Source organism: Marinagarivorans cellulosilyticus, assembly GCF_021655555.1.
Taxonomy (GTDB): domain Bacteria; phylum Pseudomonadota; class Gammaproteobacteria; order Pseudomonadales; family Cellvibrionaceae; genus Marinagarivorans; species Marinagarivorans cellulosilyticus.
Genome location: NZ_AP023086.1, coordinates 2,047,532 through 2,061,718, shown reverse-complemented (window position 1 = coordinate 2,061,718; position 14,187 = coordinate 2,047,532). Strand labels below are relative to the sequence as shown.

The following is a 14,187-nucleotide window of genomic DNA, read 5'->3' as shown; positions in this document are numbered from 1 at the left end:
AAGCGGTATTAGGTTGTCCAATCTGGCCAAGAGTGAACCTAAAAGCCGCCGTTGACCATCGAAGTCGATGCAGCCGCCTGGCGAGCGATAAAAAATGATTTATCACCAATAAGGTACACATTTTTACTGCACGCCATGCTCACCAACGGGATAGGCACTTTTAAACTCTCAATTGCGGTTTCTAGAGCAAATCGATCCTTCAATTTGTGAGAACTCGATAACGGAACACTGATGTGCAAGGCCCACGGTATGCCGTTTACACAACAGCGCGGGAAGCGCCTGATTAGGCATTGCATTGTATAGGGATTACACCATTAGGATAATTCAGGAACAATAAGCGGGAGGCGTGATGTCGAGCGCCGTTATCGAGAAGCGACAAACGGTGGCTCCACTATCGCGGAAAATGCACATTTTGATAAAAGGAAACAGCGGATAAGGAGGCCGAGCAATGCCAGTAGCAATGCCCAAGCCCCATTTCAATATGGTTTATTTAGTTTTACACAAATCTAAACCGTCAGGCACTTTAGCTAAGCGAATGTTGCGAATAGCGATCTCCAACTTGCCTTGGGCTTGCAGGCTAAACGGGGAATCTAGCTTAGAAAAATCTGTACCTCCATCTTTAAAGCAGCGCAATGGAATGGGCAGCGTAATCCACTCGTTGCGAGGTAAAACATCAAGCAAAGAATTAAGCGTAACAGTTCCACGGCATGGATACCCGCAAGACATGCTTAGCTTAAGCGGGTTGCGTAGCTTTTTAGTCGCAACATTTATTTCGATAGCCAGCGCTATGGTGTCGTCAAGTTGGCTAAGGCTAATTTCAGGGCCATTAATGGAAATAACCCCCTCTTTTTTCTTAGAGCGCCACCGAACATTTAGGGCATTATCCTGCTGATTAAAAGAGATAGCCTTATTCGCACTAAGCCCCATATTCTCTTTTTGCGGCTGATACCATTCGCTTTGATCCCCCAACACCAGCTGCCAATCCGCTACAGTAGCACCGTTAAGCAAATAGTTACTTAAACGGCTAGGACCTTCAGCCATCACCATAGAAGGTAGCCCTGCGCACAATAAAACACAGCTTAGCGCAGTCACGCGACAAATTTTTACCCAGCTCAGTACCGTCAACATCGTCAACCTCGCCCAGTTATTTAGAGTCATATACCAAGAATAGCGTTTTACACGCCAAAGCATATACCGTTTAACTTGGAAAAATCGATTTGTGCTCGTTAAAAAATATAACGGATAACGTTAATTTTCCCTCGACTGGAACGTCACCGCCCTCATAAAAATGTTAGCTTTCACCAGCTTTAACCGCACAAGCCAAACAAATACAGGCTTTACCTCTGGCTTGCGCTGGCACCTGCTGCAGCAAATCCGGCGAGAACATCACTGACGAGCTCATGCACCAACATTCACTAGCCTTACTGCCGCATTCGACCATAACGCAGGCATTGGCCTTGCCGCACAGCGGGCATTTTTGAGGGTTTACGGGGACAGGCTTATTCAAAAATACACTCGCTTTATTAAGACAGAATTAAAAGGGGCAATGACAAACGGCATTAATACGCGCCCCTGTAATTGGGTGATCAAAATCCAATGTTGTAGCGTGTAACATTAGGCGCTGCGCCATAACGCAAATAGCTTGGTTGGCATATAAGTCACAGCCCAAAATAGAATGCCCTATTTCGCGGCTATGAATACGCAGTTGGTGAGTGCGGCCTGTTAAAGGCGTAAATATCACACGGGTTGTATTTTGCAGGCTATCGCGCGCCACCACTTGATATGCGCTAACGGCTAGCTTACCAGTTTCGGTACAGATTTTTTGCAAAGGGAAATTGGGCGGGTCTTTGGCGATGGGTAATTCAATGGTACCGCTATTATTGGGCAATATTCCGTGCAGCACGGCGGTATAGGTTTTAGTAATTGTGCGCGCTTGAAACTGCCGATTAAAAGCGGCATTCACCGCTTTAGTTAAAGGCACAATCATAATGCCCGAGGTACCAAAATCTAAGCGATGCGCTAAAGTTGCATCAGGGAAGTTTTGAACCAACCGATAATGCACCGAATCTTTATTCAGCGGGTTTTTACCCGACAGGCTAAGCAAACCACTGGGTTTATTGATCAGCAAGAAATGCTCATCTTGAAAAAGAATACCAATATCACCATCGCACGGCGGCGCGATAAAGGTATCTATAGGGTGGTTTTCAGTCATACCCATTAGCAATACGCGCCCTGCGGCGGGTTAACTGTAGCGGCAATCACTCTTCGTTTTTGCTCTTCCAGTTGGCCCATGGGTCGGCGCTATTGGTGGCTGCTGGTTTGCTTCGGCTTCTATCCGGTGCGCGGTTACGTGGGCCATTATTGCGCGGCCCGCTAGGCTTGCGCCCGTTACCGGCTTTGAATTCTGCCGCTTTTTTAGCTTTTTTCTCTCGCAGGCGCTCGGCATCTTCTAGGCTGAGTTCGGCTGGCTCACCGGGCGTTTGACCATCTGGCACAATGCGGTCACGTGGTGGCAACTCGAATTGCTCGGCTGAAGCTCTTGGCAAGCTTTTGTACTGGTACAAATAAAAGGCTTCGACTTTTTCTCGCGCCCAATCCGTTTTTTTTAAAAACTTAACGCTAGATTCAATACTGGGGTTAGTTTTAAAGCAATTAATATTTAAATAGGCATCTAGAATGTTAAACCCGTAGTAATCGACAATTTCTGTGAGTAAGTCTTTTAGGCCTAAACCATGTAAGGGGTTGTTCTTGTAATTGATGTTGTCATTCATGGTGCAGTCCAAACAAAGCGAGAAAACACGCCATTATACGCCCGCCGCCATACAAGCACTAGCCAAGCCGGTTTGCGGGCAACCACGCCCAAGGCCTAGTTAATTTTGCATTACAAACTCGGTAAGCCGACATAAGTGGCTAGCACCAAAGTTGCTATTATGGAGCAACAAAAACGATAAACTGGCAACAACACACTCACCATTTGGATATCCCTATGTTAAAACCACGACTCCGCTGGGTTCTCCCGACCTTAGCCATGATGCTTTGCTTGTTAAGCGCCAATCTTGTTCGCGCCGAGGTAAACATTAGCATCGATACAACACAAACAGGCCCAACCATTCACCGCAATATCTACGGGCAATTTATGGAGCACCTAGGCCGCGGTATTTACGAAGGCGTATGGGTGGGCGAGGACTCAACAATTCCCAATACCCGTGGTTTTCGCAACGATGTTCTTAAAGCCCTTAAAGATCTACAAGTGCCGCTACTGCGCTGGCCCGGCGGCTGCTTTGCGGACGAATACCACTGGCGCGATGGCATTGGCCCGCGCGATAAACGCCCAGTCACCATTAATACAAATTGGGGCGGGGTTACCGACAATAACGCCTTTGGCACCCACGAGTTTTTTGAATTTGCCGATATGCTTGGCTCTGAAGTGTACATTAACGCCAATTTAGGCACCGGCAGCCCGCGGGAAATGGCAGCATGGCTGGAATACATGACGGCCGATGGCGACTCGACACTCGCCAAAGAGCGCCGCAGCAATGGCCGCGATAAGCCTTGGCGCATTCACTATTGGGCCATTGGCAACGAAGCTTGGGGCTGTGGCGGCACCATGACGCCCGACTACTACGCCGACCTTTATAAGCACTGGGCCACCTTCGCCAAAACCTCTGGCGATAACAAACCCATCATGATTGCCAGCGGCGGCCATACCGCGCAAACCGAGTGGACACAAACCTTGTTAGAGCAAGTGCCCGAAACTTGGAGCATGCGCATGAATGCCATTAGCCACCATTACTACACCCTGCCAACAGGCAACTGGGACAAGCACGGCAAAGCGCTGGGCTTCCCTGAAACTGAATGGTTTTCTACGCTGTTTAATACTTTAAAAATCGAAGATTATATTAAAGAAAATCTCGCCATTATGGAGAAGCTAGACCCAGAGAATAAAGTGGGTTTTTATGTGGATGAATGGGGCACCTGGTACGACGTAGAAGACGGTGAAGACCCTGGCTTTTTATACCAACAAAACACCATTCGCGACGCCCTTGTCGCCAGTGTTAACCTGAATATATTTCACCAATACGCCGAACGCATTCAAATGAGTAACATCGCGCAAATGGTGAATGTATTACAGGCGATGATTCTCACCGACAAAGAAAAAATGCTACTCACGCCGACTTATCACGTGTTTAAAATGTACATTCCATTTCAAGATGCCACCTCGCTACCTATCGCCATTAATGGCGATAAAGGCTACAGCCTAGGCGAAGATAAAATCCCTACGGTTAGCGCCTCGGCCGCGCGTGATAAAAAAGGTAAGCTTTGGTTAGCGCTAGCCAATACTCACCCTACCGAAGCCACCGATGTAACGATTAATACCGGCAGCAAAATAAAACAAGCTAAAGGTTCACTATTGACGGCCAAAGCGATGGACGCGCATAACACCTTTAAAAACCCCAACGTAGTGAAACCAGAAGCCTACAAGCGCAAGGCTAAGAATGGCAAGTTAGTGGTTTCGCTACCTGCAAAATCAGTGATGGTGGTTGCTTTAGATTAAGTCCAATGCTAACGGCGGCATTCACCGCGAAGCAGTCGTTAGTTTAAGTATTGTCTTTTGCGCATTGTATTGCGCCAGTAATAGCCTGCTTAGCCTGCGGGCTATTTTTCCAACAACTTGAATGCAACATGCCCGCAACCATTTGTGCAATATCATCGGCACTATACTGACTAAGCTCTGCAAGTGAATGAATACCAATTTCCTCAAAGCGCTTAATTACGGTCGGCCCTACCCCTTTTACCGCCAATAACATTTGCTTTTCTTGCTGAGTAAAAGCCACCGCTAAACCTCCCTTATCAAATCAATCATGAAATATTTTGATTGTGCCCTAAGATACAATACCAAGCTGAAAAATTTCTGTCTCTTTACTGGTTAAACCCGAAAAAAGCACTTTTGCGAGTTTAACCTTTAGGCGCATAGGCCACCTAATAGACGCTATGAATGGCGAAGTTGAAGGCTGGTTTATGGGCTATATTAAACCTAAAAACAGCAGTGAACCGTCAAAGTTTTCGTCCCCCTTGGTGCACCTAACGCGTAATAAAAATGGCTTATCACCAATAAGATGACCACGCATTTTTACTGCACGCTATGCACACCAACGGAACACGCATCTTTTTGACTCTCAACTGCGGTTTCTAGGTTAAACAAGGCGGAAGACCAGCCGCCAGCTTTGCTTTGTACGCAAGCGCCGTAAAATATGCGCAACTTCGCACCGCCCGAAAAAATGCTGCTATGGCACTACTCGAAAAATGAGTACTGTGGTCGCCAACCACGACCCAGCGTACAGCACAATAACCACGTGTAATGCCCTGTAATAGCGGTAGGCATCACTAAAATGCACAATTGCGGTTTCCTCTTGTAAACGACCTTACTACGCGAGCTTATAGCTATGACGACAGCCTTCAACTCCATACAAAAAACCTATGCGCTCAGCACGTTAGCGGGTACGCCTTCAGACCAGCACGGCACCGTAGCGCAACTAGAAGCCTATGCTTCAAAAGTGATTAACGCCACGCTAAAAGATACCACTGCGCAAGGCTTAATAGGGCAATGGGACTTGGTTTGGGGGCCGGCGGTGTATCAAACGCCAGGCTCAGACGTTGCCGATAATGCCTTTTATATTGCACAAAATAGCAGTAGCCCTAACGAGTTTGTTATTGCTATTTCGGGTACTAATCCCATTTCTCGTTATGGCTGGATTCACGAAGACTTTTTAATTAACCCGTTGCAACCTTGGCCTTTCGCCAGTGGCGATAGCACAAAAAATAGTGATATTAAAATCTCTAACGGCACGCACTTAGGGTTAACCGCGCTGCTAGCACTTACAAGCAATAATCAAACGGCATTGGAATATCTAGCCACGCACACCAGCGCGCAAGGCGCACTGGAAATTACAATAACAGGGCATAGCTTGGGTGGCGCATTATCGCCAGCGATGGCGCTAGCCATGCATGATTTACAAAATAACCCTGTAAGCTGGGACCCAAAAGGCAATAGCCAAATTGCGGTAGTCCCCAGTGCAGGGCCTGCAGCTGGCAACCAAGCTTGGGCAAATTACTACGATCAATGCTTAGCCAGTACCACAACACGGTTGTGGAACAGCATTGATATAGTGCCGCACGCTTGGGAGGTAGATTTACTGCGCCAGATCCCCTCGTTATACATCCCTGCCATTGCGCCATCATCATTAATTGAGGGGCTAAGTGATATTGCCATTGCCAATTCTATTCTTGCCGGCACCATGCTACATGAGTGCAGCGACACACAACCGCTGGCAGGTACCGTAAACACAAATTTAGAACTCACTTTAGCGAATATTATTACCTACTTAGAAATAACACTAAGCAATAAAATTATCGAGAAAGTAGGCCAATTAAAGCATTGGTCTACACTGGAAATTACGCTATTAAAAGATATTGTTGATGATTTAATTCAGCAGCTGCGTAAAAAAAGTGCCACTGAAAAATTAAAGATAAACGAGCTTCACCATCATTTCGCGAGCTTTAGTCTTAAAAAACATACCACCCACGCAAGCCCCATTAAAAGCATTTACGACTTTATAGAATTCCTATTACAAGCCGGCTACCAGCACACCACTGCATACAATACGCTGCTAGAAGTAACCGCCTTTACTGACCTTGTAAATACCATCCAAGAAAATATTTGATCAATATTAACGCCATACCGTAGCCCGCCCATTGGGCTGCGGTATATTGCGGTTATCACGCAAAGCGCTTTGCGCCTTAGTGCCAACATCACTAATAATTTGCGCAAAACTAATGCCACTGCCATCAATGCTCTGCGAACCATCATGGGGGATTTCTGGGCTATCCAGTACAATCGTTGCATTATCTATACTGTAATGGCTTAAGGCCGCCAATAGTCTATCGGCAGACGCCACACGAATTCCAACGGCATTACTCACTGTTATACAGCCGTGCTCGTTCCGAATATTGTAAGGCGTAACTATAATCTCATTATTCACGCTGTTAACATCACGCCGAATAAAACGAATACCGCTGTTCGCAGGGGCAGGTAAAACACGCATAATCACGTGCAAACCGGTATAACGGCCAATTCCAATATAGGTCCAAGTATCGCTAAAGGTATGTTGGTGTATAGCGTGATGAACTTGTGGGCATTGAGCACTCATGGGGATTCACCTTTGCACTTTGGTGCACTGTTGTGATTTACCCAAAGCTTAACGTGCGCAACCTTCATACACTTGGCTCAATAGGCCAATCAGTTGTCTATAGATGGAGGAAATGCAGAAAGTTGCCAGGAGCAACTTCTGCCCTTGCACTCACAAAAAAATTACTATTTTTAGAGGTGCCCTATAGCGCTTAACCCAGCATAAAAGTCCGATAACACTTTTTTGTCGCTATTAAAATGCTCATCCATCCACACCTGATAACACTCTTGCGTTTGCTCGGCCGATAAACGCCCCTGCAGCAACTGGCTACCCATATAGGCGGCATAAATACCCGACATCAATGCTTTAAGCACACCGTGAGAACTGGCTGGATCCAATACAAAACCCGCATCCCCCACCTTAAAGAATGCCCTGCCTGCACATTGCTCTGCTTTGCGCCAAGTCACATCAGCGCCGCGAATAGCGCCAATAGTTTGGGTGTTATTTAATTCCACGGGGGGCTGTTTTAAAAGGTGAATAGGTATTTTTTTCGCCTTAGAGGGAAACACCTTATTTTCAATGAATGTAAAATCGGCCGGCGAGCCACTAAAGGCTAATTGCGTCCAATGTAACTGCTCGTTATTAATTGCCGCGGTCCATAACCAACGGTTAGCATCAGCCTTAAAGCAAGGTGCATAGCCGGCCTGAGAATCATGTTTTACATAACCATAGCGCGCATAAAGTGGCTGGCTATAAGGCGTAACGGCATGATTAAACTGCCGCGACAACCAATGCCTTGCACCGGATGCATCAATCACAATATCTGCCGTAATGTCACCGTGCGCCACGGTGTGAATACTATAACCATTCGCCAACGGACTAATGGCAGAGGCTTTACACGGCTGTATAACCACAGCCCCTAACTCAGCAGCTACCTGCAATAATTTTTGATCAAGCGCAGCGCGCGGTATATGAAACCCCTGCCATGGTCCTGCGGCATCCCGCCCAAATGGCTGAAAGTGCCGATCACCGCCAACCTCTTGCCAATGACCAGAAAAGCGCGAAAAACGACTAAGCCACTCAGGAGTTAAACCCAACTGCAATAACACAGGCTCAACGCCTGGGTGCAAAGATTCCCCTGGCCGGTGCCGAGGAAATGCTTGCTGCTCAATAAGGGTAACGCTTAAACCGTATTGGCGGGCGCTAATGGCGGCCGCCGCGCCTGCCGGGCCACCGCCAATAACAACCACCTGAACATCAGGCATTATTAGCAATGCCCGCTAAGCGTCTTGAAGCGTCCATTGGCTGCGGCGCTGCGAACCATCCCCTTGCTTAAGCCGCATTAATACGCCGCCGTCTGCACCGACAAATACCACCCAGCTAATAACAACCTGGCGCGTTGTGTAATGCCCGCTTTCATCGGTGTTTGTTGGCGCACTTACATTTGCTTGCCGATTAAAGCGATTATTAAAACCCTCTACGCGGTAAATAGGCCCAGTTAATTCAATATTGGCTTGCTCTTGCGCTTGCTCCAACTCGGCATCCAAAGCAGCAACCGGTTTAAATGAAATAATATGTGCGTTTTCTTTATTGTCGATTTCGCCCACAGCCCGGTAAGTACGCAACATAGTCAGTAAGCGCCGCTGGTATTCTTCAAAAGAAACTTTTGCCGTTTGCGCAATCGAAAATTTCCCCTCTAGCGCATTACGCGTGTAATCCGCACGTGGGTAATCTGGGTACTGCACAACAATGTAATCCGCATTTTGCTCGGTAATATGTGGGCCAATTAAACCATCCCAGCTGGGTTGCGTACCTACGCCCATTTCATCATCGGTAAGCGGTACTACGCTACCCGCCGAAAAAGGCACCTCAAAAAAGGTGCGTGTCGTATCTGGTGCAGCCGCAGGCCAAAAAGTGCTTAAGGCTGCACACAGCTTGGCATCCTCGGGGAATGGGCTACCCAAACCGTATGCCGCTAAATGATTAGTATTTTGCGCTTGGCTTTTGTCCGTATCAAAGCTGGTATCCCAACCGGGCGCAAAAACACCTGCAGCGCCATCAGGCAAAAAGGTATTGCGCTGAGTATTTGGCATTTTACGCACACTGTGAGTGAGCGTATTCGACGGCGTTTGCACCAAAGATACTATCGCGCTACAAGTAATATCGTTTGCTGAAAAAGGTGTTTCTGGCATTTGTATATTGGCCGCCATACGAATATCCGATAACGGAATAGGCTCTGCCCGCCAAACACTTTCCCAATAACCATTGTCGACTAACCACTGCCACCAAGCAGGCAACTGCCCCAGGCTTGCTTTATTCGGCACTTCGTTTTTCCACCACTGGTAAATAAAGCGCTGGCGCACACGCGGGAAAAAGTCCGGTGCAGAAACTAACGAATAAGCACTTACGGCCGCCAGGGTTTGGCCATTGCTTTGCAGCAGCTGTTGGCCGGCATGGGTAACAACCGGGTGAATAAAACCATCGGCGGCAAAATCTAAATAATGCAGTGCGGTGTAACCACCTTGCTTGGTGATATTAACCACATCGGGGTTATCGCTTAAACTGGCTGTGCTGCCATTGGCTTCCACTTGCTCGCGCACATGGGCATATTCGGGCCAAGGTCGCGCGCCCTGCTCGGCTTGCATGGCTAAGCTCGGCGCAAAAGAATCGTAAAATACACTACTGCCATCGGGTGACATTTTAGGGCTAGTAAAACCCACCGGCATATTGTCGCTTTCGGCAGCAGCTACTAACGGGTGCGGCACGGGGCATAACAAACCCTCGCCAAAATCATTAGGCGATTGCCAGCCCGCTAGGTTTTCACTTAAGCGATACGGCGCCTTGCTCAGCTCACTTTCAGGAATGCCGGCATTTGCTTTGTCATTTAATAAATGGCCAAATTTTTCTAGCTTCTGATTAAAATGCTGCGCTTGTTGGTCAACATTTAAATTCAAGCCCTGCAAACATTCTTCGCCACTAAATAGCTTATGCAAAGGCACCCAAAAATCATTCTGGCGGTCGTCAATGTTAGTACTGCCGCTGCTCGAACTTAAACTATCCGCGGGGCCAAAGACATCCTTTCGCCCCTTAGAGCGCACCGCAATATACGGCGAATAACGGCAAGGCAATACCCGAATACTGTGAATATCGTCGCCTTCCACAAACGGGCTAAAGCCCCGCAATTGCGGTTGATATTGCGCAGGCGTCGTACCCACACGCGCAACACCGGTACGCGAAAAACACTGATCAGCATATTCTCCATGCACCGTAGTGGCTGCCGTGCGGTATTCCACACTAAAACTACACACAGCCAACTCTACCGCCGCCCCGTCAGGAAAGCCCAACTGCTCGCGCGCATGCTGCTCAAGCGACTGCAACGAAGCCCCCGCTACCGAAAAAATAAAGTTTTCAAGGGTGTCTAGTAAAGCCAAGCTTGGGAAATGCATCAACTCAAAACCATCGGGCCCGGCAATAACATTAGGCGATGCCAATGCGTGGTAGAGCAAGCTTTGCGCTGGGATGCCAGGGCATACCAATAACTGCCCCTCGCTGTGGAAGTCCTCAAAGCCCGGCAAAGTAAAATCCACATCTAATAACGAAGTCGTTAAATACTCTACAAGCTGCTGCGTACCCACAGCCCTTAACTCTTCGACATCAAACGCCCAGCCATGATGATTAAACAATGCAACCCAGCCTGGGTCGCTTTCAAATAACTCAACAAGCTGTGCTTTAAGCGTATCTATTAGCGCCATATTTTCCACCTTAGGTTATTGATTATGCAGTGAGGCGGACGAGTATATAACATGGAATATTTATTTGAGACTAAATCTAAACTTATACCACAAGGGGCTATCGAGTAACCAAAATTGAAGAACGAATAGCCCGCGATTATCACTTCCAAAAATAGAGTAAAAACAAGAGCTTATGAATTTCATTTAATTCCATGCATGCGACTTCAAGTAAAAAACAACCACCAGTACTCGATATTATTTTACAAGACAAATAATCAATACATATCAGCATCTGTATTTTATGGGGTAGCGCTACCAGTAATCCTATTGGGTACTCAATTATCGCATCCTACTTTCGATTTTTTTAGGGCCTTACTATCTGGGGCAAGATGCGACTGCTAGAATCGGCTGCAGCTCAACCCTCTCTGCTAAAAGCCCACATTAACCCCCACAACACAACGACTAAATAATTATTATAAAATCGGAGTCATCGAATTGAAAAACAAACATATATTTAACGCGATAACAAAAAGCCTCTGCGCTTTACCCATAATTGCACTACCAGCCTACGGGGCCAATATTATTAACAACGGCTCTTTTGACGATGGCGCTCTTAGCTGGGAGGAACCCGGTTGGTGGGGGGAACCCGCAGGTTCAGGTGTTTTCGACATTGACGCTCAAGGGCGTGCTTGTCTTACCGTTATTGACGAAGGCGGTAATACTTGGGGTGCACAACTGCGCCAAGGCGGCCTGAGCTTTACAACCGGCAATGAATACACGTTAAGCTTTACCGCCTGGACGAGTGCGCCAGCCACTATTGATGCAGGCACCAGTATTGAGACGCCCTGCTGCACGACCATTTTTGAAGAAGTCGCACTGGTAATAGATGCCCCCTTAGACGGTGCAGGCTTTACTTACTCCAACACCTTTACCGCTACGGCTGACAATAATGCCGCCTATTTCCGCTTTATGCTCGGCGGGGGCAATGTGCCCGCTGGCGAAACTATTTGTTTTGATGATATCGCGATTGAAGACCCAAATTATGTAGAGCCTGTAGTGCTGCCCGTTGCCGCACAAGTGCAAGCTAGCCAACACGGCTACCTGCCCAGCTTTACCAAGCGCGCCACCTATGTTGTCCCCGGTGATTCCGCCGATCTAAGCAGCCCCCGCCCATGGGCATTGATGTCGGGCGATACTCAAATTGCAACTGGCGAAACGATAGATCAAGGTTTTGACCAAGCCTCGGGGCAAGTTATTCACAGCATCGATTTTAGCGACATTAGCCAAACAGGCAGCAACTACACAATAGTTGTCACCGAAGGTGATATGGTCGTTGTGAGCTACCCGTTTGATATCGCCTACGACCTATACGACGATATGAAAAAAGAAGCCTTGGCTTACTTCTACCACAACCGTAGCGGCTCACCTATTTTAGAAGACGTAGTCACGGCAGAGTTCGCACGCGAAGCCGGCCACCAAGAGGATATGATGGTGCCATCCTTTGAGTGCCTCACCATGCCCGATATGGCTAACGTAACAGCCACGCTAGAAAGCTTCGACGAAACAGCTCTGCATTGCCGTACCGGCGTTAATGGCTGGGGCGGTTGGTACGACGCAGGTGATCACGGAAAATATGTGGTTAATGGCGGCATCTCTGTTTGGACGTTAATGAACCAATACGAACGCGCCATTAGCCTAGGGTTAAATGCCGCCGAATTTGGTGATGGTAGCCTGATGCTACCGGAGGCCGAAGGCAATAACGGTATACCCGATATTCTTGATGAAGCACGCTACCAAATGGAATGGATGCTAAAAATGCAAATTCCAGAAGGTGAAGCGCAAGCCGGTATGGTGCATCACAAATTGGCTGATATTACCTGGAGCGGCTTGCCATTAAGGCCAGCCCTCGCCTCACAAGATCGTTTTTTATTCCCCGTAACGACTGCAGCAACCCTTAACCTCGCTGCCACGGCAGCTCAGTGTTCGCGCGTATTTCGCCCCTTTGACATCGACTTTGCAGAGCGCTGCTTAAGCGCCGCCAAAAACGCCTACACCGCGGCGCAGGCCAACCCAGCCATACGCACCATTAATTGGTCTATTGGCAGTGGTGGTTATGGCGACGGCAATACGACTGACGAGTTTTATTGGGCCAGCGCCGAATTATATGCCGCCACAGGAGATGCCAGTTATAAGGCCAATATGGTGGACTCTAATTTTCACTTAACCGTGAATGGCGATGCCGACGACTTTACCACTCAATCGTTAATGTCGTGGGGGAGTACTCACTTTTTAGGCACTATTTCTTTAGCCGTAGCCGGTATTGAAGATGAAGCCCTTAACGCGCAAGTGAAAGCCGTGATTGTTGCCGCCGCCGATACCTTTGTTGCCGAAACAGAAAAGGGTTATGGCCTGCCCATAGCCGGAACCTCGGTTGGCTGGGGGTCGAACTCGCTAGTGGTAAACAACATGATTGGCCTAGGCCTAGCCAATGACTTCACCTGCGACACTAAATATGTCGATGCAATGCAAGTGAACATGAGCTACTTAATGGGGCGCAACCCGCTAGCTCAATCGTACATTACCGGTTACGGCGAAAAAGCGACAAGCCAACCCCATCATCGTTTCTGGGCAAACGTACTAGACGATACTTTTCCCAGCGTACCCAGTGGTGTTCTCGCTGGCGGCCCCAACCCTGCTTTGCAAGACCCAGTGTCCGCGGCGGCGGTTAGTGGCTGCGCCCCACTCAAATGTTATGTTGATGATATTCAGGGCTGGTCCACCAATGAAATTACCATTAACTGGAATGCACCACTCGCTTGGGTTGTTGCCTATTTAGATGAAGCCGCAGACTCCAGCGCCCCTCAAGGCCAGCAACTCGCTTCATGCCCGCTTCCAGCAGCAAAATCCACCAACACACCACCGCCACACCAAGCCTCAAAAAGAAAAAGCGGCGGGGCTAGTATTTGGTTTGGGCTTATATTATTGCTGCTGATTCCAAGCCGTTTGCGTAAGGGGATGAACATAAAGCCTTAAGGCTTCAGCTTAAAAAGTTGCAGCCATTGTGCTGCAACTTTTTGCAACTTTTTGCAACTATTCAGCCATCTGCGAAAACAATCAATCAGCCCTCCGAATGAGCAATATTTTTTTATGCCTGAATAGCTACAATTACAGGTTGTTAAATGGGCGGAGGAGCTCGAACAAACACTCAATCCTCATGGCCCAATTCAAGACAAGGCACTAGGTGATGCATTCACGGGTTACCGCGATGA

The 14,187-nt window shown here is 48.0% G+C and carries 11 protein-coding genes; 3 read left to right on the top strand and 8 right to left on the bottom strand.

Annotated elements, in window-relative coordinates:
• Nucleotides 1-486: 486 nt before the first annotated feature.
• The 4 genes from MARGE09_RS08065 to MARGE09_RS08050 form a co-directional block, all read right to left on the bottom strand.
• Nucleotides 487-1,128: a putative glycoside hydrolase gene (locus MARGE09_RS08065; RefSeq protein ID WP_236986822.1), complete on the bottom strand. Its 642-nt coding sequence runs from the start codon at nucleotides 1,126-1,128 to the stop codon at nucleotides 487-489.
• 163 nt (nucleotides 1,129-1,291) lie between these two features.
• On the bottom strand, nucleotides 1,292-1,507 hold the full coding sequence (locus MARGE09_RS08060) for a cysteine-rich CWC family protein (protein WP_236986821.1): 216 nt from the start codon (nucleotides 1,505-1,507) through the stop codon (nucleotides 1,292-1,294).
• A 27-nt stretch (nucleotides 1,508-1,534) separates the two neighbouring features.
• The gene (locus MARGE09_RS08055) at nucleotides 1,535-2,212 is read right to left on the bottom strand and encodes a pseudouridine synthase (protein WP_236986820.1); all 678 of its coding nucleotides are present in this window, start codon (nucleotides 2,210-2,212) and stop codon (nucleotides 1,535-1,537) included.
• Between the two features lie 46 nt (nucleotides 2,213-2,258).
• A complete protein-coding gene (locus MARGE09_RS08050) occupies nucleotides 2,259-2,771 on the bottom strand; it encodes a VF530 family protein (protein ID WP_236986819.1) in 513 nt (170 codons plus the stop codon).
• Nucleotides 2,772-2,986: 215 nt separating this feature from the next.
• Here MARGE09_RS08050 and MARGE09_RS08045 point away from each other — a divergent pair, with 215 nt between their 5' ends.
• Nucleotides 2,987-4,555 (top strand): alpha-N-arabinofuranosidase, encoded by a 1,569-nt coding sequence (locus tag MARGE09_RS08045; protein WP_236986818.1) that lies wholly within the window; start codon nucleotides 2,987-2,989, stop codon nucleotides 4,553-4,555.
• A 43-nt stretch (nucleotides 4,556-4,598) separates the two neighbouring features.
• Here MARGE09_RS08045 and MARGE09_RS08040 read toward each other — a convergent pair whose 3' ends face one another.
• On the bottom strand, nucleotides 4,599-4,835 hold the full coding sequence (locus MARGE09_RS08040) for a helix-hairpin-helix domain-containing protein (RefSeq protein ID WP_236986817.1): 237 nt from the start codon (nucleotides 4,833-4,835) through the stop codon (nucleotides 4,599-4,601).
• A 609-nt stretch (nucleotides 4,836-5,444) separates the two neighbouring features.
• On the opposite strand from MARGE09_RS08040, the gene MARGE09_RS08035 reads away from it, so the two are divergent.
• Entirely contained in the window at nucleotides 5,445-6,722 is a 1,278-nt protein-coding gene (locus MARGE09_RS08035) for a lipase family protein (protein WP_236986816.1), read from the top strand.
• Between the two features lie 6 nt (nucleotides 6,723-6,728).
• Here the strand turns inward: MARGE09_RS08035 and MARGE09_RS08030 are convergent, their stop codons facing one another.
• The 3 genes from MARGE09_RS08030 to MARGE09_RS08020 form a co-directional block, all read right to left on the bottom strand.
• Nucleotides 6,729-7,208 carry a UDP-3-O-acyl-N-acetylglucosamine deacetylase gene (locus MARGE09_RS08030; RefSeq protein ID WP_236986815.1) on the bottom strand — a complete coding sequence of 160 codons (480 nt, stop codon included), beginning with the start codon at nucleotides 7,206-7,208 and terminating at the stop codon, nucleotides 6,729-6,731.
• A 170-nt stretch (nucleotides 7,209-7,378) separates the two neighbouring features.
• Nucleotides 7,379-8,452 carry an NAD(P)/FAD-dependent oxidoreductase gene (locus MARGE09_RS08025; RefSeq protein ID WP_236986814.1) on the bottom strand — a complete coding sequence of 358 codons (1,074 nt, stop codon included), beginning with the start codon at nucleotides 8,450-8,452 and terminating at the stop codon, nucleotides 7,379-7,381.
• Nucleotides 8,453-8,467: 15 nt separating this feature from the next.
• Nucleotides 8,468-10,939 carry a hypothetical protein gene (locus tag MARGE09_RS08020; RefSeq protein ID WP_236986813.1) on the bottom strand — a complete coding sequence of 824 codons (2,472 nt, stop codon included), beginning with the start codon at nucleotides 10,937-10,939 and terminating at the stop codon, nucleotides 8,468-8,470.
• Between the two features lie 474 nt (nucleotides 10,940-11,413).
• Between MARGE09_RS08020 and MARGE09_RS08015 the strand changes: the two genes are divergently transcribed.
• Nucleotides 11,414-13,951, top strand: coding sequence for a glycoside hydrolase family 9 protein (locus MARGE09_RS08015; protein WP_236986812.1), 2,538 nt, complete (start codon nucleotides 11,414-11,416; stop codon nucleotides 13,949-13,951).
• The last annotated feature ends 236 nt before the right edge of the window (nucleotides 13,952-14,187 follow it).